Origin of the sequence: Caloramator sp., from assembly GCF_020054765.1 — a bacterium.
In the GTDB taxonomy this organism is placed as follows: domain Bacteria; phylum Bacillota; class Clostridia; order Clostridiales; family Caloramatoraceae; genus Thermobrachium; species Thermobrachium proteoclasticum.
The window spans coordinates 68,946-91,611 of sequence record NZ_JAIHAO010000005.1 but is presented as its reverse complement, the minus strand read 5'-3'; the positions used below and the strand labels follow the sequence as shown (position 1 = coordinate 91,611).

Below are 22,666 nucleotides of genomic sequence, written 5' to 3'. Positions count from 1 at the left end.
TTATCAATCTCTGCTGCTATTGGTCTTACTTCATTTTCTACAAACTTTTCAAACATTTGTTTTGATAGCTGCTGTTCTCTTGTTAATGAAAAATCCATATAATCACCCCAAACTTGTTATAAAATTAACTTTCGTTATTAACATAGCAATTTCTATGCCAACTTTTTTACATAAAAATAGTTGTAACCTAAACATTGTTGTAAAAAAATAAGACAGGACATAAAAAATTTGTCCTGTCTTTGATACACTCTATATAGCCTACTGGCATAATTTGTCCGATTTCCTGTACAGTTTGTAGCAAATCTTTGTTAACTTGTCTACTTTTAAGTACACTTTATTCTATAATCATAATATCATCAAACTTCGTCTTTCCAAGTGAACTTAATCTTACACCTGCAAGATGTTTATGGGCTGCAAATCCTGATTGAGGATGATATAAGAATACCCAAGGTGCATCATCTACAATTATCTCCTGTATCTTTTTATACATTTCTATTCTCTTTTCAGGATTTACTATTGTCTTTGCCCTTGCCATAAGTTCTAAAACTTCTTGATTTTCATATCCTGTAAAATCTGTGAAATTTGCTGGGTTAAACAGTGGTTCTAAGTAGTTGTCTGCGTCACCTGTATCTGCAACCCAACCACTTATGAATATATGGCATTTTGCAATACTTTCAGGCTTTAGGTACTTATCTGCAGGAACTTTATCTATTACACATTCAATTCCAACAGCCTTTAGATCTTCCTTCATATACTCTGCTATTCTTTCGTTTGCAGAGGTACCATTTCCTTGTCTTATTTGTATAACTAACTTCTCCTTTATACCCTATTTACTTAAAATCTCCCTTGCCTTTTGTGGACTGTATTCATAACCTCTTAAGTATTTGTTATCGATTATACTTGGTGGAAGTGGTCCCTTTGATTCAACAGCCATACCACCCATTACTTCATCTATTATTCTTTTCTTGTTTATTGCATAGTTTAGTGCCCTTCTTACATCCTTATCCTTAACAAAGGCAGATGAACTTCTTAAATTTATTCCTGCATAGGTTGTTGTCATAACATTTTGTAGTTTTACAGTGTTACTTAGACCTGCCTCTTTAATCTTTTCAAGAGTATTTCTATCGTCAACTGGAATGAAATCATATTCTCTATCTACAAACTTCTTAATAACTTCATCATCTACATAGGTTACTTCTATTCTATCTATATATGCACATCCTCCAAAATAGTCGTGGAAGGCTTCAAGAACACATCCATTTTCACTCACATTAGTTATTTTGTATGGGCCACAGCCTGTAAATACTCCTCTTTCCACATCCTCTTTAGCAAGTATAGCACAACAGCTTTGAGCAAGGTTTAGTAAGAATCCTGTATAGGGCTTTTTTAACTTTAGTGAAATACAATATTTATCTAATACCTTTATACCTGAAACCTCTCTTATTTTCCCTTGATTGTATTCTGATGCACCTTCTATATCGAATAGAAACCAAGAATTTGGTGAATTTAGCTTTGGACTCAAAAGTCTTTCAAAGGAGTATTTTACATCCTGTGCAGTAACTTCTCTTCCGTTATGGAATTTAACTCCTTTTTTTAGATTGAAAATCCAAGTAAGGTTATCCTCCTCAACATACCAGCTCTTTGCAACTCCAGGATATATCTCTACACCAAGTCCTGGGGTTAACAGCCCTGCGTGAACGTTAATAAATATCTTAGCACTCTGTTGGTCAAAGGCCATTGCAGGGTCTATTGTTGATGGAGTTCCATTTATTGTTGTCCTTAAAACTCTATTTTCCTCTTCAACTTCATCTATCCTGCTTAAAAGATTATCTGAAACATTTTTCAAATCGTTGGATACCTCTATTAGTGATTCTATTGCATTTTTTGTATACTCTGTTGAAAGGGCTGCTGATTCAACCTTTGCCATAACCTTTTCTGAGGTTTTATTCATATCTTCTGTGGAGTTTATAACCTTTTCTAAGCTTTGAGTTTGTTCTTGTATTGCATTTTTTATTTCTATTGAGGTTCTTGCTGTTGTGTTTACAGCTTCTATTATATTATTGAATACCTCCATAGTATGGTTTGCCTTTTCAACGCCCTCTTTAACCTTAAGGTTACTCCTTTGAATTGCATCTATTGTTTGCTTTATGCTTAAATTTATTTCCTGTATAGTCTTTGAAATTGTATCTGCAGATTCCCTACTTCTCTCTGCAAGCTTTTTAACCTCTGTTGCAACAACTGCAAAACCACGTCCTGCCTCTCCTGCACGTGCTGCTTCTATTGAGGCATTAAGGGATAATAGGTTTGTCTGTTCTGCTATATCCCTTATAATCTTTAACATATCATTTATATGTGATGCCTTTTCTTCAAGTGAAATAACTGCATCCTTTACGTAATTCATTGATGTTTCTATTTCATTCATTGCACCTATTGAAACCTCAACGGCACTATTGCCCATCTTTGCAGTCTCTAATGTTTGTGCTGCTATCTGTTCTGAATTTATCGTACTTGCATATACCTCCTCTGCAAGTGCAGTATATTGATTTATCTCGTGAACAAGATGCTCTATTGCATCCATCTGAACTTCTACATCCTTAGTTATTGTAGTTATAGAACTAATTAATGCCTGTGTAGTGTTTTTTGTTTCATCAAGCTTTGAAGTTATCCTGTCCACTATTGCCCTTTGGTTTTTCTTTAATAGTGCAAGTTTTGCATCCCTTTTATTTGCTTTAACCTCAGGTACAAATTCATCCTTTGTTACTGCTATTTCTTTATTCCTTCGTTTAAAAAACATTAGAATACCCCCCACAGATTTGTTCTAACACTTAATTATCGTCTGTTTTTAAAATTTCTTAACAACCAAATTAAAAATTTAACATAAAATATAATTAATTTAAATGTGTTTTATAAAAATAGATTATACATTAAAATTATAAGTAAGTAAACCAATTATTTCTTATTAAGGAATATAATAATATTGAGGTGAATATGCGTGGATGTAAAAAAATTAAAGCTTTTGCTATCTAAACCTGAGGGGCCAAAACTTGATTATAAAGAGGATATATCATTAAATACAGAAGGTGAAAAAAAGGAACTTGCAAGGGATGTATGTGCTATTGCCAATAGCTATGGTGGAAGAGGTTACATCATCTATGGCATCGAGGATAAGACTAAAAAAATAGTAGGAATAAACAAGGATGATTTTAATGAAGAAAAAATACAGCAGATAATAAGTACAAGGCTTGACCCTCCTGCTACAGTATCTGCAGAACTTGTAAACTATCACGGAAAATACCTTGGAATTATAACTATATATAATTCCAACAATAAGCCTCATCAACTTAAAGAAAATGGTGCCTTTTATATAAGGCGAGGTTCAACAACTGATTTTATGCATAAGGAAGAGATTGCATATATGCTTCAAGAATATGGACTTATTCATATTGAACAAACTCCAGTTTTTAATGCTCAAATATCAGACTATGATTTTAAGCTTATAGAAAAATATTTTAATCTTTCTGGTCTTAACTATCAAAATGCTGAAGTACAGCTTATTTCATCGGGATTTTTATATCAAGATAGGGAAACTAAAAAAATATATCCAACCCTTGGTGGAATACTCCTTTTTTCCAAAAATCCTCAAATCTATTTTCCCCACACCTCTGTTTTAATAAAGGATTTCACATCTGGTTCAGATGCTAACATAAAGGTTTGTACAGGGAACATTTTAAATCAACTTAATGGAATAAGCCAAACTCTGTCATCTATTAAAAAATATGAAAATATGGATATTATCAACTTTTGTGTAGCTAAAGCACTTATTGAAAGAAATTATCTTAACATAAATAGATGCATTGAAGTTTTAATATATAAAGATAAAATAGAAATGATAATACCAGGGCTTTTAGATAAAAATAATTTTAGAAAACTTGAATTTAAAAATCTTTGGATGTACTTTAAACTTATGATTTTTGACGTTGATAAGAATTTTCTCTACCCTAATATAAAAAAACTAAAAAAGATTAAGGTATTCGAAGGCCCATCACAGGACATTACAAAGATAATAATAAGATAAAAAAATACCTGTTCTATCACATAAATAGAACAGGTATTTTAAGATTTCTCCTCTGTTATTTCTATTTTCTTTTCTCTCCTTATTTGCTTGTTTTCTTCATAAAATCGACAATTAGCTTATCTACCAACTGGCTCTGCTTTAAAATATCTTCATAGGAATACTTATCACTCATTTCTATCATTTCATTTAACTTCTGCATTTCTTTATTTAGTACTTCTTTTGTAATCATTATTTTCACCACGCTTTATTTTTATTATAGCAAAATCTTTTAAAAAAATTTGTATTATTTTGTCTAATTGTTGTGTAATATTTTGTAGAATACCAATTAATTTTTTGTAATTTCATTACTAAAAATAGGAAATAACCCAAAAGTTCATATTAAATTTTATGTATAGCCTAAATGATTAATCTTCCTAAAATCTTTCTCATATAAAAAAGGACAGGCATTCTAATTGAATACCTGCCCTAACAATTAATTTTTTAATAAATCTATGCACCCTTCAGAAAGTAGTGGTTTTGAAAAAACATATCCTTGAACATAATCGCATCCTATTTCCCTTAGTATTTCTACCTGTTCCATATTTTCAATTCCTTCTGCCGTAACAGTTAAACCTAAACTTTTTATTAAGCCAATAATATTTTTTATAGTTTCTATATTATATTTATTCACAAACCTGTCATTTAAAGACTTGTCTAATTTAACTCTATCAACAGGAATATATGTTAGATAGCTCAAGGAAGAATAACCTGTTCCAAAATCATCTAATATCAACTTAATTCCTAAGTCCTTTATTGTTTTCAATTTTTGAATAGTATGTTCATTATCTTTTTTTACAATTTTACTATTTTAAATTAAATTCTTTTACATTATGAAATTACTAAATTGCAATTATTTTTAAAATATATAATTTCTATAATCATTAAATTACAAAATTTATTTGAATTATTTTGTATTTTTATCTTGTATTTTGTCATATTTTTTATATTATAGAATTACAAACAAATATGCTTTCCCCAATAAATCTACTTTTCCCCAATCATCTTTAAAGATAGTCAAAGTACCCTTTCTGTAACACCCCAGCATAACTTTGACTATCTTTTCTTTTTGAATTATTTTATTGGATTTTGTAATTTAATGTTGAATTTTGTATTATTTTGTTATATTATATACTTGACAATGGCTTTTGATAGTCAGTACTTCCCCCTAATTGGCTAACCGCCAAACTGACTATCACTTTTTTTGAATAGATTGTGTTGTTAAAAACTGTAGACAGTTTTTAATTATTTATATTATTATTGCTATAAATCTAATATTTATTTGTATAAAAAATTAATTTCAATGCTAATCTCATTTACACATTCACCTTTCTTCTTTAAGGTTTAAGTTCAATAAAATTGAACTTAAACCCTTTAACATTAAAACTTCCCCATCAAACTTAAAAAATCTCCTATGCTAATTATACATAAAGCATAGGAGACTTTTATAATGAGTTCCATATAATGTTAAACTACAACAATACCTTTTCAACAAACAACGTCAACTCAGATTGTAGATTATAAAAGTGATTTATTCCATCCTTTTTAACCTTTACTATTGGTCTTGTTCCAATGTTTTTATTTTGAGCTATTACTACACCTTCTTCTCCGTTATTTAATAGAATTCTTAATCCATTTGGATAACAATATATATTTTTTATAAAATCTCTATAAATATCTTGATCCACTTTATTTGTAAGAGCGGATATATGTTCTATTGCTTGGTGAGGCATTAGCTTTTCCTTTTCTATTAAGTTCTTATACATATCACATATATTTATTATTTTTGCAAATTCAAATATATTATCTCCCCTTAACCCTAATGGCCCACTGCCATCGTTCATCTCGTGGTGTTGATAAACTGATGTATATGTAGTTGCTTTAAACATAACATTTGATTTTAACAGATTGTACCCTAAAATAGTGTGGTGATCCTTTTCACTATTTATAACTTTACCTACATCGTGTAAAAGTGCGGCTAAGCCCAAATTATAAAGTTTCTTTTCATCATATCTTTTATTAACTCCAATAATAATTGATAATATTGCAACGTCTATTGAATGGATAGATAAACAACTTATTTCATCTTTATAAATCAAATTGTTTAACAAAATTGCATTTTCAGACATATTAATATTTTCTAAAATCTCTTTAACAATTTTATATGACTTCTCATAATCTACATATTTTTTAGTCTTCACTTCATTAAAAATACCATTTAATTCTTTTACAAGCCTTAATTTTATTTGAGACTCTAATACTTCCTGAATGCTAAAATCATCCTCTTTATCTTCGCTTTTTATATATACAGTATTAATACCCATATTTTTAAGTTTTTTAATAGCATTAGCTGTCAATGGACTTCCTTCTCTTAAAAATAAAACTCCATTATCATTATAAATAGTATTACCAAGTATCTGTCCTTCTAATTTTTCTGTCAATATATAAAGCCTCATTCTAATGCCCCTTTTCTATATTAATTTTTTTATTATTAAAAGTGCCATAAAAATTTATGGCACTCATTTATTCAACCTTAAACCTACTTACTATATTAGCTAAATCCATAGCCATAGCACTTAAGTTTTGTGCTGTCGCAGCAACTTCCTCTGATGCTGCTGATATTTCTTGGGATGAAGCTGCAACCTCCTCTGATGCTGCTGTGTTTTCCTCTACAATTGCACTTACCCCTTCTACCTTTGATAAAACCTCATCCTTAGATTTTACTATTTTATCCATTCCATCATATGTTCTATTCATAAGAGGTGCTATATTTTCAACTGAATCTAAAATATCAGCAAAGGAGTTTACTGTATTTTCTACAGCAGTTGTTTGTGCCTTTATAAAACTTTCAACCTCATTTGATGTTTTAATAACTTCATCTGTATCATTTTGGATTGAATTTACAAGTTCAACTATCTCTGCTGTTGATTTCTTTGATTCCTCTGCAAGCTTTCTAACTTCATCTGCAACTACTGCAAATCCACGTCCTGCCTCTCCTGCTCTTGCCGCCTCTATTGCTGCATTTAAGGCAAGTAGGTTTGTTTGTTCTGAAATTGCATTTATTACATTTGTTATATTGTTTATCTCCTTAACTGAAGCTGTAAGTGTTCCAACTTTATTTACAACAACGTCAAAGGCATTTTTTATCTCCTCTATAGATTTTATAAGCTTGTCCATTTCTTTTTTACCAATGTTTGCCTTATCCGTTGTATTATCTGTTTCTGTCTTTACATTTCTAAGTTCAGCGTATACATTTTCTATGTTTGTAGTTAAATCTGCTATTAAATTTACTATATCCTGTAGGTCATTTGCCTGAGATGTTGCACCCTCTGCCACCTGTTCCATTGTCTTTGCAAGTTCCTGTGATGATGATGCCATCTCCTCTGATGTTGCAGATAATTCCTGTGAACTTGCACTTAGGATTTCTGTATTTTCTTTTATTTCAGCCAACGCCTTCTTCATATTATCTATAACTTTAGATAGAGACTTATTCATTTCTATAAATTCATTTTTTCCTTCAGTATCCAGCTCTACTGCAAAATCATATTGACTTAACTTTTCTGCAACATAGTTTATTTGTGCCATTGAATTTTTTAATAATTTTGTAACCAAATAAGCAAAAACTGCTGATATAATTACCATTATTAAAGACACGCTAAGCATTATATTTCTTGATTTAGAATATAGTAAATTTGCTCTATCAACTGCTATTGTTGCTTCAGATGCATTTTTTTGCACTAATGTATCTATTGCATTTTGAATATTTTCAGTTAAACTTTTTAAATTTTGAATTTCCTCTGCAGCTATTGATTGTCCTGTCTTTAATTTATTTATTAATAGTTTTGAATTTTCCATATATGCATTATATGTACCTTCTACTTCTAATAACATCTTCTTCTGTTCTTCATTCATTTTAGTATTTCTATAATGTTCAAGTATCTTGTCAATGCTATCTTTTTGTTTGTTTATATTTTGTTCTAATGCTTCATCATACTTATTTGAATAGACCATCTGTACCAAAGATAATCTTATCTTATAAAACTCTGTTTCAATATGCTTTAGTTCAAGGGATGGTAGCATCCTTTCATTATATAGATTATTCATATCCCCACTTAATACCCGCATATTGCTCATTCCTAATAATGAAATACCAATTAATGAAGCTCCCATAAAGGCAATTAAGATTAGTATAAGAGAAATCATTTTAATGTTTTTGAGAAGATTTTTACTCCCTGTACTATTCCCTCTCACCATTAAAAAACCTCCTCATTAATTTGTATTCAATTATTTAAAATAGATTCTTTATTGGTTTTTAATTCTTATTTTAGTATATTAAACTTTTAAATTTAAAAATCTATTTTAAATTATATCATATGACATAAATTGATGTAAACTGCTTTGTTTTGACATTTATCGACATCACATTATTAATTATTATATTTTTATTAATTTGGTTGGATGTATGTTAATTTAGTGTAATAAATATTGCATTTTAAGTTAATTTGTTTTAAAATTTCGAATTGTCGCGTTGTGAACTTAAAAGGAGGAGGGTATATGGGTATGATGAGAAATATTGTAAATAATAAGCAGAACAAAATAAAAAAACTAAAATCAGAAATTATAAAACTACGTAATATACTGGAAGATAATATAAATCTATATGGAACATCAGATAAAAGAGTATTAAGTATTAGTAAACAATTAGATGAAGTAATAAATTTTTATTTAGATATGTCTAAATGATTAGTATTTATTAATTTGTAGAGTGTTTTGTTATATAATACCTTATCAAAAACAGCCCACCTTACTTTAATAAGGTGGGCTGTTTTTAACTTACCTTATTTCTTCATATATTCTATTCATCTCATCATTATGGAATAAAATTACATCATTTAATCTCTCCTGCATCTCTTCGTGGTCATCTACAAAGTCAAGCTCTACACACCACATTGGGTTGTATTCATCGTCTATCTCCTCTACCTTGTATCCCATCTGGCTGTACTTTTCTATGTCATACATCTCATATATTTGTGTATATTCCTCATCTGTAACATCATCCTTTGTGGTGAGGAAAAGATAAACCTTACCATCTTCAACATACGCCTTATAGACTAAATTTAAACCCTCTTCAATCTCATAGCTTCCAAGTTCCTCCTGAAGAACTCCATTTTCCCTCTTCATTAGAACAAGTGCCTTTGCATCAATTTCCATATATTACACCTCTTTAAAATTCTAATCTCTCTTCTATATATTTTGCAACTTCTTCAATTGGTATTCTAACTTGAGTCATTGTGTCTCTATCTCTTATTGTAACTGAGTTGTCATTTAATGAATCAAAGTCGAAGGTTATACAGAATGGAGTACCTATTTCATCCTGTCTTCTATATCTCTTTCCTATACTTCCTGTTTCGTCAAAGTCAACCATAAACTTCTTAGAAAGCATTTCATATACCTTAAAGGCTTCATCAGAAAGTTTCTTTGAAAGTGGTAGTACTGCTGCCTTAAATGGAGCAAGTGCTGGATGTAGTCTTAAAACTGTTCTTACATCTCCGCCCTCTAATTCTTCTTCATCGTAGGCATCAACTAAGAAGGCAAGGGCAACTCTATCTGCACCAACAGATGGTTCTATACAGTATGGAACTATCTTTTCATTTGTTTCAGGGTCAAAATAAACAAGATCTTCTCCTGAATGATTAATATGCTGCTTTAGGTCAAAGTCTGTTCTATCTGCAATTCCCCATAGTTCTCCCCAGCCAAATGGGAATTTGTATTCTATGTCTGTTGTAGCATTGCTGTAATGGGATAGTTCTTCCTTTGAGTGGTCTCTAAGTCTAATGTTTTCTTTCTTCATACCAAGGCTAAGTAGCCAATTTTTACAGAATTCCTTCCAATATTCAAACCACTTTAGGTCTTCTCCTGGCTTGCAGAAGAATTCAAGTTCCATTTGCTCAAATTCTCTTGTTCTAAATGTAAAGTTACCAGGTGTTATTTCGTTTCTAAAGGATTTTCCTATTTGTCCTATACCAAAGGGTAATTTCTTTCTTGTTGTCCTTTGAACGTTCTTAAAGTTTACAAATATACCCTGTGCAGTTTCAGGTCTTAAATATACAAGTGCCTTTGAGTCCTCTGTAACTCCTTGGAATGTCTTAAACATAAGATTAAATTGTCTTATGTCTGTAAAGTTTTTAGCTCCACATTCAGGACAAGCTATTCCATTTTCATCTATGTACTGCTTCATCCTTTCGTTACTCCAACCGTCTACGATTGGATTTTCAACTCCTTCATTTTTCATAAAATCTTCTATTAGTTTATCAGCTCTGTATCTTGTTTTACATTCTTTACAGTCCATAAGAGGATCTGAAAAGCCTCCAACGTGCCCTGATGCAACCCAAACTTCAGGATTCATAAGGATTGCTGAGTCCAAACCAACATTATATGGACTCTCTTGAATGAATTTTTTCCACCAAGCCTTCTTTACGTTATTTTTAAATTCAACCCCAAGTGGACCATAGTCCCAAGTATTTGCAAGACCTCCGTATATCTCTGAACCTGGGAAAACAAAACCTCTTGTTTTACAAAGGGAAACAATCTTATCCATTGTCTTTTCAACTGCCATTTTTGTACCTCCTTCTTTTTATTTTTTCCAAAACAAAAACCCTTCATCCCGGCAAGGGACGAAAGGTTTACTTCCGCGGTTCCACCCTTATTGGCATAACGCCCAACTTTAAGGTAGTGCTCAAGGCTGCCCTTCACTGAAGGTTACTACCGAGCTTTCACCCTCCTCGGTTCGCTAAAAGCAACTTATTCAGCTACTCCTTCCTCTCATAGCACAAATATTAATTTCTTAAATTTTATGATAACAAATAGATAAATTTTGTCAAGGGTAATTGTTACTCCACTTTAAATTTCTTTACAGCATTAACCAAATTATTAGCCATAGAACTTAGGCTTTGAGATGTTGCTGCTACCTCCTCTGAAGATGCTGAAAGTTCCTCTGAAGATGCTGCAACCTCTTCTGAGGCTGCTGTATTTTCTTGAACAACTGCAGTAACCCCTTCTGCCTTTTGTAAAACATCATTCTTAGCCTTTTCCATTACATTCATTTCTCTATATGTGTTATCAATAAGTGGTGCAACCTTTTCAACAGATTCTAAAATCTCACCAAAGGCAACAACTGTATTTTGAACAACATTAGTTTGCTCTTTTACTAAGCCATTTACATTGTTTGATGAATTTATAACTTCCTGAACATCCATCTGAATTGAATTAATTAGCTGTGTTATTTCTGCTGTAGACTTTTTAGATTCTTCAGCAAGCTTTCTTACTTCCTCTGCTACAACCGCAAAACCACGTCCTGCATCGCCTGCTCTTGCTGCCTCTATTGCTGCATTTAATGCAAGTAGGTTAGTCTGCTCTGAGATAGTATTTATTGTATTTGTTATATTATTTATTTCCTTAACAGAAGTAGTTAAGTTATTAACCTTATCCACAACTAATTCAAAGGATTTTTGAATTTCATCTATAGATTGCACTAATCTTTCTATTTCTCCCTTACCTACTTTAGCCCTATCTGTCGCATTATCAGTTTCATTTTTTACATTTTTTAACTCTTCATATAGGTTTTCAATTTTATTTGATAAATCCGTCATTGCTGCAACAATATCCTGTAGATCATTGGCTTGGGCTGATGAACCCTCTGCAACCTGTTGAATTGTTTTTGCAAGTTCCTCAGATGACGATGCCATCTCTTCAGATATAGAAGATAGCCCCTCTGATTGACTTAAAACTTCGTGGGCATTTTCTATAATTTCCTTAATCATATTCTTTTGTGACTCTACCATAGTCCTAAAGCTATCCTGTATATCGCCTATTTCATTGTTTTGATTTACATCAACTTCAATTGTATAATCACCTTCTGCTGCCATCTTCATCAATGCTGATAAATTTATCAAAGGTTTTGTAATTTGCATTGATAAATAATAGCCTAATGATATTATTGCAATCAATGTCAATATTAGTATTATAATCACCTTAAATATGCTTGCATATAGCTCTTTTTTATATTCACTTTCATTCATTGTTGAAACTACAATCCATTTTGTAAGCTTTGACTGTTCTAACCCACTTATTCTATTTTCTCCATTAAACTTATATTTAAAATTTCCACTCTTTGTTTCAATCATACTTTTCCCAAAATCAAATTCTTCAACAATATTTTTTAATACCATTTCTTTATTAGGATGTGCTATTATTGTACCATCTTCAAGTATCAGTGCTGCATATCCAGTATCTCCAACCTTAGTTTTAACTATGTGTTCAATAAGTGCCTCAAGAGTTATATCTATTCCAACAACAGCCTCTGTTCCATCATTTAATTTAAATGCCTTTGCAACTGTTACCATCATATATCCGGTTGTAGTTGATTTATATGGCTTTGTTATTATTACATTGCCAAAATTACTTGTTGCATCCTTATACCAAGGTCTTTGTGTAGGGTCATAGTCCCTTGGCATTTCCTTTTGCGGAATTATTATAAACTCCTTATTTTGTTTTCCTATATAAATTTGAAAAAAGTTTGGATTTGATGTTTTATAATTTGTTAATGTTGAAAATATATCTTCTCTATTACCAGAAAGAATCACTTCATTTTTTGTTATAGACTCTGTTGCTGCCTTTGATACATCTATTAAAGAATCTATATATGCTACCTTTTCAACAGATATTTGTTTTGTTAAATTATTTACCTTCTCCTCAACAAGTTTAGTACTGTTGTTAATAAGAATAAATGAAACTAATAAAAGGGGAATAATTGCTGTAAGGACAATGATACTTGTTAGCTTATTTCTAAGTTTACCTCTTTTTGTTTTCTTCATTATAAAATATACCTCCTTTACACTTCCTATTTATGTATAAAATATTATATATTTTATTATATCATCGTCATAATTCTATTACAATTTTAAATTTTCGACATTTTTTTGAAATTAAATTATATTTAAAATTTCATTAAATACAATTTATCTATAAAAATAAAAAGATAAAGGCTATTTTTAAACAGCCTCTACCCTTTCATCTAATAGGAAATATATAATTTAAGGGGGAACTTCTCAAAATTACTTGCTCTTGTTTCTTGTCTTTACATCAAATATTACTGCTGCTGCAAGAACAGCACCTCTTATAATGTATTGATATGAAATACCTACTCCCATCAAGTTCATACCGTTAATAAGGGATGACATAACAAGCGCACCAACTATTGAACCTGTAACCTTTCCTACACCACCTGCTGCAGAAACTCCACCAACGTAGGCAGCTGCAATTGCATCGAGTTCAAATAGTGTTCCCGCTGTAGTTGTTGCTGATTGCAAACGTGCAGTGTATAAAATTCCTGATAGTGCTGCAAGTAGTCCCATTGAACCAAAAACTATCAATGTTATCTTGCTTACATCAATACCACTTAGCTTTGCAGCCTCTGGATTTCCACCTACCGCATAAATATGTCTTCCAAGGGATGTCTTTGTGGTTATTATATGATATACAGCAACTACAATAATTACAATAACTACTGTCCAAGAAAGACCATTATATCCTGAAAGAATCCAAGTTACATATCCTATTATTGATGATATGAATATTAATTTTAAAATGAACATAGGTTTTGAAATAACTTCAAAGTTGTATCTTTGCTTATTTTTTCTTGTTTTGTATTCACTACAGATATAGAAAACAATTGCACAAGCACCAATTAGTAAAGTTAGAAGATGAACTCCTTTTATATTTGCAATATCTGGAATATATCCATTTCCTATTGCATTAAAGCTTTTGTTTGGTATTATTATTGTTCCTGTACCCTCTGTAGCAAGTAAAAGTGCTCCTCTAAACACAAGCATACCCGCCAATGTTGCAACAAAGGCTGGGATACCTACATTTGCAATCAAATATCCATTGAAAAGACCAATGAGTAAACCCAATATCAATGCTACAAGGATTGCTACAGGAACAGGAGTGCCATACTTAGTAAGTAAAATTGCAATGAGTGCTCCTAAAAATCCTGCAACATATCCAACTGATAGGTCAATATGTCTTATTACAATAACCAAAGTCATACCAACAGATAAAACTGCAATGTATCCAGTTTGGTTTATTAGGTTGCTTATATTTCTTGAAGACATAAATAACCCACCAGTTCCTATTGTAAATATAAGCATTATAACTGCTAAGGCTATATACATACCATATTCACGAATATTTTCTCTTAAAAGTTGTTTTGCTTCTTTAATAAAATCCATATCCACGCCTCCTAATTAGTTGCAAGTTCCATAATTTTTTCTTGGGTTGCCTCTTCTATTGGTAATTCACCAACTATTTTCCCATCTGACATTACATATACTCTATCGCTCATTCCAAGAACTTCAGGTAGTTCTGATGAAATCATAACTATACTCATACCCTGCTTTACAAGTTCATTCATTAGGGTATAGATTTCATATTTTGCTCCAATGTCTATTCCTCTTGTTGGTTCATCAAGTATGAGAACGTGTGGTCTTGAAAATAACCACTTTCCAAGAGAAACCTTTTGCTGATTTCCTCCACTTAAATTCCCAACCTTTTGTTCTACACTTGGAGCCTTTATTTTCAAAGATGCCTTATATTCATTAGCAACCTTTATTTCCTCGTTTTGATTTATAAATCCCTTTTCACATAGGCACTTTAAATTAGCCAAGGTTATATTTGATTTTATGTCATCGATTAAAATCAAACCATTTCCCTTTCTATCCTCAGTTACATAGGCTACTCCTGCCTTTATTGCATCCTTTGGTTTTAAAAATCTCTTCTTCTCTCCATTGACAAAAATATCTCCCTTTACTCTATAACCCTTTGAGTTGCCAAATATACTCAAGGCAAGTTCTGTTCTTCCTGAACCCATAAGCCCTGCGATACCAACTATTTCTCCCTTTCTTACATTAAAGGAAACATCTTTTAGTATCTGCCTATTTAAATTAGAATCATAGGCACTTAAATTCTTAACCTCAAGTACCTTGTCACCAAAATTCTTTATATTTCTCTTTGGATATATATCATCTATTTCACGACCAACCATATGTTTTATAATAATACCTTCTGTAATCTTATCCTTTTCCCTATCCAGTGAACAAATTGTTTTTCCATCTCTTAATACTGTTATAGAATCTGCAACCTCTAAAACTTCCTTTAACTTATGGGATATCAAAATACAGGTTACTCCCTGTGCCTTTAATTCTTTTATAAGTTTAAGAAGATTTTCACTATCATCTTCATTTAGAGCAGCTGTTGGTTCATCAAGTATTAAAAGTTTTACATTTTTACTTAAGGCCTTTGCTATTTCAACAAGTTGTTGCATTCCAACACCAAGGTCTTTAATTTTAATTGAAGGATTTATATTAAGTTTAACCTTTTTTAGCATCTCCTTGGCTCTAACTATTGTCTCTTCCCAATCTATAAATTTACCTTCTTTAATTTCGTGGCCTAAAAAAATATTTTCATATACTGTAAGTTCAGGGATTAGTGCAAGTTCTTGATATATAGTTACAATACCAACCTTTTCACTATCTGATATATGTGAAAACCTTTGGATATTTCCATTAAAAACTATATCTCCTGAATATTCTCCATAAGGATATACACCACTTAAAACCTTCATTAAAGTTGATTTACCTGAACCATTTTCACCTACTAAGCAGTGGATTTCTCCTCTTTTAACCTTAAAATTTACATTATCAAGAGCCTTAACTCCTGGAAATGTTTTTGTTATATTTTTCATCTCTAAAATATAATCGCTCATAACACCGCTCGCTCCTTGATAAAACATTAAAATATTTTATGAATGAATAGTGATAGCCAAAGCTACCACTATTCATAAATTTAAACTGCTTTTACTTAATTCCTGTAAAGTCTGAAGCATTGTAGTAACCTGAATCAATAAGAGCTTGTTTTACATTGTCCTTTGTTACAACTATTACTTCAGTTTGCTTTGCCTTGACATCTATCTTACCATTGTTATATGAACCAGTAGTCTTTGGTTCCTTACCATCAAGTATATCCTTAGCCATTCCTATAGCATCCTTTACAAGTGTTCTAACATCCTTAAATACTGTCATTGATTGCTTTCCATCAATGATGTATTGTATTGAAGCCTTTTCTGCATCTTGCCCTGTTATCTTATAGCTTGTAACATCCTTGTCAGCTGCGAATGCATCTGCTATTGCACGAGCTGTACCATCATTTGGAGCTAATATAAATACATTACCCTTATCTTCCTTTGAAGCTGCAGTTAAGTGTGCTTCTGCCTTATTCTTTGCTTCATTAAAATCCCAGTTTGTAGTTACTTGTCCTATTATTCTACTCATCTCATCACGAGTTAGCTTTGCCTTACCTTGTAATGCTACTGCTTCGCTTGAATTCTTTATAACAAATGTTCCATCAGCAATCTTTGGTTGAAGAACATTCCAAGCACCTTCAAAGAATAGGAATGCATTATTATCTGATGCTGCTCCAGCATATAGATATAATGGGTTTCCTTTACCTTGAGCTTGTTCTACTAAGTATCTTGCTTGTGCTTCACCTACTGCAACGCTATCAAATGTTACATAGTAGTCAACTGCATCGGTATTAGTTATTAATCTATCATAGGATATTACCTTAATACCTTCCTTCTTAGCTGCTTCTGCTGCTGCAGCTGCTGCACTACCATCGTGAGGACAAATGATTAATACCTTTATTCCCTTTGCTATAAGGGCGTCAACATTTTCCTTTTCCTTTGCTGATGAACCCTGGCTAAATAGGATTTCTACTGAATGGTTAGTGTCTTTTAGAGCTTCCTTAAATCTTGTTTCGTCTTGAACCCATCTTGGTTCATCCTTTGTTGGTAGAACTATACCAACATCAACCTTTTTTGTTCCACAGGATGTCAAGCTAAACATCATAAGACCTAACACTGCTGCTGAAATAAACTTTTTCAATTTAATCATACTAAACCCCCCCTGAATTTTGTTTTGTTATTTTCAGCTAATTTAAAATTTTCTAACTCATTAGCTTCAACTAAATTATTGCATATTTATCTTGGCTTGTCTCTGTAGGTATTTGTGTAGGATAAGTATATTTTAGTAAATTATCTGAATTTTTTAAAATTTATAGGTAATTTTTTGTTGCAAAATTTTACATAAAAAAAATACCCCATAAAAGATTGATAAAATACCAAATCTTTTATGGGGTTTATATTTATTTACTTCTTTAAATATACTTCCTCCCGCAGATGAAACCCATCTCTTATTATGGTTTCATCCATATTATTTTTATCTACTGCAATAGGCTCTAAAACATAATATGGAACATAGTATTTACCATCAAATATTTTATTATTTGTTTGTATCGTTTCACCCTTTACAAGTTTTATTGCCATCTTAATTGCCTCTTCCGCAAGTCTATCAATTGGCTTATATATCGTCATAAGTTGTGTACCCTCTACTATTCTCTGACAAGCCCAAAGGTCTGCATCCTGTCCTACTACATAAACCCTTCCTATACGTCTATGTTCTGAAAGTGCCTCAATTACTCCCTCTGCAAGGCTGTCATTTCCACATATTACAGCATCTATATCTGTTTTTTTCTGTAGTTCTCTGTCAACAACATTAAAGGCATACTCCCTCATCCAATTAGGGCACCATTCTTCTCCAACTATTTTAATCTGTCCATTGTTAATATAAGGCTCTAACTTTTTATCATAACCCTCCTTAATCATCTTTGTATTATAGTCATTTTTTGCACCATTTACTATAAAAATATTGCCATATCTCATTTTATTTAATATTCCCTCTGCCATAAGCTCTCCAACCCTTACATTGTCAAAACTTATGTAGAGGTCAACATTAGAATTAAGCACCAATCTATCATAGGATATAACTGGGACTCCTCTTTCCTTTGCCATTTGAACTGCACTTTGTGCCTTTATATAGTCATTAGGAACAAGCAAAAGCACGTCAATCCCCTGATCCAATAGATATTTAACCTGATTTAGTTGATCTTGGTCGTCATTATTTGCATTTTGTACTATGATTTCTGCGTCATATTCTCTTGCCTTTGCCATTAAAATATCTCTATCCTTTATCCATCTTTCTTCCTTTAAAGTACCAAGCGAAAAACCTATTCTTATCTTCTTTTTATCATCCTTCACACTATTTTTTGAAGCTAAATATATATAAGGCTTATAAAACTTTATAAAAATTAAGGCTGTTTGTATTATGAGAAGTAGGAGGAGTGAAACTAATATTGAATTTCTTAAAAACCTATCCTTAACCAACATAATCCCCCCTTATCCTGCTTGAAGCTCTATATTCTGTGGGGGTCATTCCAGTTATCTTTTTAAATATTTTGCAGTAGTAGTTAGGGTCATTATATCCTATCTCTTGGCATATCTCCTTTATACTCATATTTCTATTAGATAATAATTGCATAGACTTTTCTATTCTAAGTTCTGTTAAATAATCTGTAAATCCTTTTCCTATCTCATTTTTAAATATTTTGCTTAAATAATAATAACTAATATTAACGTGCTGTGCTGCATCCTGAAGAGAAATATCTTCTTTATAATTTTTGTTTATAAATTCTAAAACCTTTGATATAATATCGTCCACCTGCTCCTGCTTTCTATTTTGTATTTCAAGGGAGATATCTGAAATATACTGTAAAAAGCTTTTTCTTATTTCATTTATATCCTCTTCCTTTAAAACCGTCAAAACAAATGCCTGCTTTAGGGTATTAATATTATCAAGCTTATATGGAATAACTTTATCTACATTAAAGGCCAATTCTATAAGTTTTGTTTTTATTTTATATATATCATTAACATATGCATTGCTTAACCAAACATATATTGATTTAAAAGCTTCCTTAGCACCATTAAAATCCCCTGAAACAATACAGTTTAAAAAGGCAGTTTCAAGGTTCCAAGGGTACACATCATCCTTTTGAGTATTAGGATTTATATCCTCATAATGAACAATAGTTTGTCCATTATTTATAGAAGATGCAATATACGCCTCATTACAGGACTTATTAAAATTTTCTATACTATAATTTCTACCTATTCCTATTTTATATTTTAAATTGGATGCACCCTTTATTTTTTCTTCAAACTTCTTTGCTGTTTCAATGGATTTATATTTAACAAATTCATCCTCATCTTCATCAGTCGGGATAAAGGCTACAATTCTATCCGATAAAGGATTGGATATAATGCAGGGAACTATACTTTTTAATTTTATTTTAAACAGGTCGTAAAAATTCTGTTTATCATATTTGTCCTTAAGAGTTGTATTTCCTACTAAACGCCCATCACCCTCAAGGGAAACACTCATAACATAACCCTGCCTTAATGACATATTAAAAACATTTTCATAAAATCCTACATCATTTAATGTTCCTATATTAAACATCTTGTATGCTATAAATTGTCCCTCTAAAAATGGTACAATATTGTTTATTCTCTCCTTTAGTTCAACCTCCAACATTATATTTCTTCTTCTTTTTTCAATTGCAGTTTTTAGATTATTAATGGTTTCTATTAACTTAAGTTTATTTATAGGTTTTAAAAGATATTCAAAAACACCAAGATTTAATGCCTCCTTTGCATAATCAAAGTATTCATAGGCTGTTAATATTACAAAAAATATATCGTTATTTGTAGACTTAATCTGCCTTATAGCCTCTATTCCATTTATGCCAGGCATATGTATATCCATAAAAACAATATCTGGCTTTGTTTGTATTGCCTTTTCTATTGCTTCACGTCCTGTAGCTGCCGTATCTACAATTTTTACATCATCAAAATTTTTTTCTATTATCATCTTTATATATTCAAGAACAAGATACTCATCATCCACTATTAAAACCTTCAACATACTTTTAATCCCCCTTGTCCCACATTAAATCTTGGTATCTTCAAGGTTACTTTAGTCCCTTCATCTATTTTACTTTCAATACTTATTAACTCTCTTCTATCTTTTATGTTAAAAAGTAGCTCTAATCTTTCTAAAACGTTCTTCATTCCTATACCTGTAACGTGTTTTTTAGTAATCTCCTCATCTTTATTCGAACATATTATTGCATTTATACACTCTTTATCCATTCCTGTTCCGTTGTCAATAATATCAATTAATACATAATCAAGTTCAGCCTTTACATTAAGATGTATTTCTCCTTTTCTTTCAAGATTTTGAAGCCCGTGTATATAAGCATTTTCAACAATTGGCTGAAGTGTTATTCTTGGTATCTTGGTATCTAACGCAAGTTCATCTATATCAGTATAGAAGTCTATCCTGTTTCCAAATCTCATCTTCAAAATCTGCATATAATTTATAACGTGTTCTATTTCATCCCTTAAGGAGACTAAATCATCAATATTTTTAAGGTTGTATCTAAATAGTTGTGCTATGTTTTCAATAAACTCTGATGTCTTATCAGCCCCCTCAATTGTTGATAATTGTGCCGCAGCGTTTAATGTATTAAATAAAAAATGGGGGTTTATTTGAGATTGTAGGTACTTAAGTTCTGCCTCTTTAAGAAGGCTTCCCATTTTTAAATTTTGAAGCTCCTGTTCTTTAAGCTTATTTTCCATCTCGGCTTGTTTTTTAAGTTCACTTATATAATCCTTTATGCTCTCAACCATCTTTATAAATGCACCTGTTAATATATCTGTTTCATCACCTGTATGGGTTTGAGTAAGCTTAACCTCTAAGTCTCCCTCTGTAATTCGTTCTGCATATTTTGATAGCTCAGATATTGGTTTTATTAATCTATAAGTTGCAGCTACTGCAATGTATGATGTGGCGATTATAGATACAATTATTGCAAAAAAGGTTAGGAAAATTATGAACCTCATATTACTATTTATATTTTGGTATCTTTCTGTTCCACCCTTTAATGTATTATCTAACAGTTTATTGTTATATTGATTTATATATTCACTTATTTCAGTAACCCTTTCAAAATTTGCTATGTATCTACTGCTTATCCTACCTCTCTTTGCCAATACAGCCTTATCAGTTTCAGATAAAAGTTCATCAAGCATATTACCAATATCCTTTAGAATTAAATTATCCTCGTTATAATCTAAACTTCTTGGTATTTCCCTTGATATTACAGAGAGCCTATTATAGTAATCATAATAACGCAAAAGACTTTCAGAGGAGGCAGTAGTTAAGTATTTTTCAAGTTCTGTAATTAGGCTATTTACTGTATTTTTTACGTTATTTATGTATATATAATCCTTTATTATTCTATTTGTATTATTTAAAACTACATTCGCACTATAATAGGAAAAAAGACTTATGCTACTTAATAACAATATAATAAACAAAAAATATAAAATTAACTTTTTTCTAATCCCAAAGAATTTAAAAAACTCTTTATTCATAAAAACTCTCCCACTTTAGAAGTTTTTCCTTTTCATTGCTTTTTTTCTTGAATTCCTCAATCGTTTCCTTTGTTAAAACCTTTAATTCTGTATTTATATAATAGGGTACATTTTTCGATGATTTAATATCAATAAGTGCTTTAACGCTTTCGTATCCCATCTGAAAGGGATCGCTTGATATAGTTCCATAAATAATTTCCTTATCAATATATCTTATGATTTCCTCTGAACTTCCATAGCCCACAAGTGTTATCTCACCAACCTTGTTTCTATCTACAATTAGTTGTGCTGCTCCTAAGGTATCTGCTGAACTAACTGTAAAAATTGCATTAATTTTTTCTTGCGAATCTATAATCTTTTGTGTTATTTCCTCTGCACTTAAAATGCCCATTTTAGATGTATAGGTTTTTACAACCTTCATTTCTGGATAATCCTTTATGGCACTAAAAAAACCGTTCATTTTTAAGTTATTTTCTACCAAATCTTGATTTAAATCATTGCTTGTGATTATTGCTATGTTAGCTCTTCCTCCTGTTGCTTTTATCATAAGTTCCGCTGCCTTTTTACCAACCTCAAAGCTATTTATTCCTACAAAGGAATATCTTTTACTTTTGTTATCATCATTTTCAAATGTAATAACAGGAATTCCCTTAAAGTATGCCTTATCAATTAAGCTTGTAAAATCTTCTGCTATTGGAACGTGAGTAATTATTCCATCCACCTTTGATAAAATAGCAATATCAAGATATTTTAACTGTTCCTTTGGATCATTAAACCTTGGTGAACAAAACTCTATTACTACATTATTATCCTTTGCTGCCTTATTTGCACCCATTATAACTTCATTCCAAAAGGGGTCTATTGAATTTTGGGTAATGAAATAAAAGTGATATTGAGGTTTTGCAAACACAGGTTGCTCTCCACCATTTTTGGCATACAAAAGTATTAAACTTGCTAATAAGTTTACTGTTAGTAGAATTAAAATAGCTTGTCTATTGATGAAATCTACAAACTTTTTAAGCATTGCCAACCCACCTTGTCATAAAATTCTCAATTTTCATTATATCACAAAAATAATATATTAATAATAAACTATTTAAAATAGA

General features: G+C 31.1%; 16 protein-coding genes and 1 pseudogene. 2 read left to right on the top strand and 15 right to left on the bottom strand.

Annotated elements, in window-relative coordinates:
- Window positions 1-334 precede the first annotated feature (334 nt).
- A pseudogene (locus JG776_RS03270) lies at window positions 335-2,578 on the bottom strand (ABC transporter substrate-binding protein).
- A 414-nt stretch (window positions 2,579-2,992) separates the two neighbouring features.
- Between JG776_RS03270 and JG776_RS03265 the strand changes: the two are divergent.
- Window positions 2,993-4,075, top strand: a complete 1,083-nt coding sequence (locus JG776_RS03265) for an RNA-binding domain-containing protein (protein WP_291964672.1) — start codon at window positions 2,993-2,995, stop codon at window positions 4,073-4,075.
- A 79-nt stretch (window positions 4,076-4,154) separates the two neighbouring features.
- Here the strand turns inward: JG776_RS03265 and JG776_RS03260 are convergent, their stop codons facing one another.
- The 4 genes from JG776_RS03260 to JG776_RS03245 form a co-directional block, all read right to left on the bottom strand.
- Window positions 4,155-4,304 carry a Spo0E family sporulation regulatory protein-aspartic acid phosphatase gene (locus JG776_RS03260; RefSeq protein ID WP_242826173.1) on the bottom strand — a complete coding sequence of 50 codons (150 nt, stop codon included), beginning with the start codon at window positions 4,302-4,304 and terminating at the stop codon, window positions 4,155-4,157.
- A gap of 243 nt (window positions 4,305-4,547) precedes the next feature.
- Window positions 4,548-4,913 carry an EAL domain-containing protein gene (locus JG776_RS03255; protein ID WP_291964678.1) on the bottom strand — a complete coding sequence of 122 codons (366 nt, stop codon included), beginning with the start codon at window positions 4,911-4,913 and terminating at the stop codon, window positions 4,548-4,550.
- Between the two features lie 670 nt (window positions 4,914-5,583).
- Window positions 5,584-6,567 (bottom strand): HD domain-containing phosphohydrolase, encoded by a 984-nt coding sequence (locus JG776_RS03250; protein ID WP_291964669.1) that lies wholly within the window; start codon window positions 6,565-6,567, stop codon window positions 5,584-5,586.
- 67 nt (window positions 6,568-6,634) lie between these two features.
- Entirely contained in the window at window positions 6,635-8,365 is a 1,731-nt protein-coding gene (locus JG776_RS03245; RefSeq protein WP_291964667.1) for a methyl-accepting chemotaxis protein, read from the bottom strand.
- 300 nt (window positions 8,366-8,665) lie between these two features.
- Here JG776_RS03245 and JG776_RS03240 point away from each other — a divergent pair, with 300 nt between their 5' ends.
- Complete coding sequence (locus tag JG776_RS03240; protein ID WP_291964665.1) at window positions 8,666-8,854, top strand: aspartyl-phosphate phosphatase Spo0E family protein; 189 nt, start codon at window positions 8,666-8,668, stop codon at window positions 8,852-8,854.
- 90 nt (window positions 8,855-8,944) lie between these two features.
- On the opposite strand, the gene JG776_RS03235 is transcribed toward JG776_RS03240, so the two are convergent.
- From JG776_RS03235 to JG776_RS03190, 10 genes are all read right to left on the bottom strand, one after another.
- Window positions 8,945-9,322, bottom strand: coding sequence for a DUF6762 family protein (locus JG776_RS03235; protein ID WP_291964663.1), 378 nt, complete (start codon window positions 9,320-9,322; stop codon window positions 8,945-8,947).
- 13 nt (window positions 9,323-9,335) lie between these two features.
- Window positions 9,336-10,727: a glycine--tRNA ligase gene (locus JG776_RS03230; RefSeq protein WP_291964661.1), complete on the bottom strand. Its 1,392-nt coding sequence runs from the start codon at window positions 10,725-10,727 to the stop codon at window positions 9,336-9,338.
- Window positions 10,728-11,001: 274 nt separating this feature from the next.
- Window positions 11,002-12,984, bottom strand: coding sequence for a methyl-accepting chemotaxis protein (locus tag JG776_RS03225; RefSeq protein ID WP_291964659.1), 1,983 nt, complete (start codon window positions 12,982-12,984; stop codon window positions 11,002-11,004).
- Window positions 12,985-13,224: 240 nt separating this feature from the next.
- Window positions 13,225-14,400, bottom strand: coding sequence for a sugar ABC transporter permease (locus JG776_RS03220; protein ID WP_291964657.1), 1,176 nt, complete (start codon window positions 14,398-14,400; stop codon window positions 13,225-13,227).
- Window positions 14,401-14,411: 11 nt separating this feature from the next.
- Window positions 14,412-15,932 carry an ATP-binding cassette domain-containing protein gene (locus JG776_RS03215; RefSeq protein WP_291964655.1) on the bottom strand — a complete coding sequence of 507 codons (1,521 nt, stop codon included), beginning with the start codon at window positions 15,930-15,932 and terminating at the stop codon, window positions 14,412-14,414.
- 91 nt (window positions 15,933-16,023) lie between these two features.
- Window positions 16,024-17,118: a sugar ABC transporter substrate-binding protein gene (locus tag JG776_RS03210; protein WP_084424581.1), complete on the bottom strand. Its 1,095-nt coding sequence runs from the start codon at window positions 17,116-17,118 to the stop codon at window positions 16,024-16,026.
- Between the two features lie 254 nt (window positions 17,119-17,372).
- A complete protein-coding gene (locus JG776_RS03205; RefSeq protein WP_291964651.1) occupies window positions 17,373-18,446 on the bottom strand; it encodes a substrate-binding domain-containing protein in 1,074 nt (357 codons plus the stop codon).
- Window positions 18,439-20,046, bottom strand: coding sequence for a response regulator (locus JG776_RS03200; RefSeq protein ID WP_291964650.1), 1,608 nt, complete (start codon window positions 20,044-20,046; stop codon window positions 18,439-18,441). The genes JG776_RS03205 and JG776_RS03200 overlap by 8 nt, the downstream gene beginning before the upstream one ends.
- Window positions 20,040-21,560: a histidine kinase gene (locus tag JG776_RS03195; protein ID WP_291964649.1), complete on the bottom strand. Its 1,521-nt coding sequence runs from the start codon at window positions 21,558-21,560 to the stop codon at window positions 20,040-20,042. The genes JG776_RS03200 and JG776_RS03195 overlap by 7 nt, the downstream gene beginning before the upstream one ends.
- Window positions 21,553-22,584, bottom strand: coding sequence for a substrate-binding domain-containing protein (locus JG776_RS03190; RefSeq protein ID WP_291964646.1), 1,032 nt, complete (start codon window positions 22,582-22,584; stop codon window positions 21,553-21,555). Before JG776_RS03190 ends, JG776_RS03195 begins: the two co-directional genes overlap by 8 nt.
- Window positions 22,585-22,666: the final 82 nt, after the last annotated feature.

Bases quoted from the DNA above. Each gene is read 5' to 3' on its own strand.
- JG776_RS03260 (WP_242826173.1), bottom strand. From the start codon at position 4,304: ATGATTACAAAAGAAGTACTAAATAAAGAAATGCAGAAGTTAAATGAA.
- JG776_RS03190 (WP_291964646.1), bottom strand. From the start codon at position 22,584: ATGCTTAAAAAGTTTGTAGATTTCATCAATAGACAAGCTATTTTAATT.
- JG776_RS03250 (WP_291964669.1), bottom strand. From the start codon at position 6,567: ATGAGGCTTTATATATTGACAGAAAAATTAGAAGGACAGATACTTGGT.
- JG776_RS03225 (WP_291964659.1), bottom strand. From the start codon at position 12,984: ATGAAGAAAACAAAAAGAGGTAAACTTAGAAATAAGCTAACAAGTATC.
- JG776_RS03240 (WP_291964665.1), top strand. From the start codon at position 8,666: ATGGGTATGATGAGAAATATTGTAAATAATAAGCAGAACAAAATAAAA.
- JG776_RS03210 (WP_084424581.1), bottom strand. From the start codon at position 17,118: ATGATTAAATTGAAAAAGTTTATTTCAGCAGCAGTGTTAGGTCTTATG.
- JG776_RS03195 (WP_291964649.1), bottom strand. From the start codon at position 21,560: ATGAATAAAGAGTTTTTTAAATTCTTTGGGATTAGAAAAAAGTTAATT.
- JG776_RS03245 (WP_291964667.1), bottom strand. From the start codon at position 8,365: ATGGTGAGAGGGAATAGTACAGGGAGTAAAAATCTTCTCAAAAACATT.
- JG776_RS03230 (WP_291964661.1), bottom strand. From the start codon at position 10,727: ATGGCAGTTGAAAAGACAATGGATAAGATTGTTTCCCTTTGTAAAACA.
- JG776_RS03215 (WP_291964655.1), bottom strand. From the start codon at position 15,932: ATGAGCGATTATATTTTAGAGATGAAAAATATAACAAAAACATTTCCA.
- JG776_RS03235 (WP_291964663.1), bottom strand. From the start codon at position 9,322: ATGGAAATTGATGCAAAGGCACTTGTTCTAATGAAGAGGGAAAATGGA.
- JG776_RS03220 (WP_291964657.1), bottom strand. From the start codon at position 14,400: ATGGATTTTATTAAAGAAGCAAAACAACTTTTAAGAGAAAATATTCGT.
- JG776_RS03200 (WP_291964650.1), bottom strand. From the start codon at position 20,046: ATGTTGAAGGTTTTAATAGTGGATGATGAGTATCTTGTTCTTGAATAT.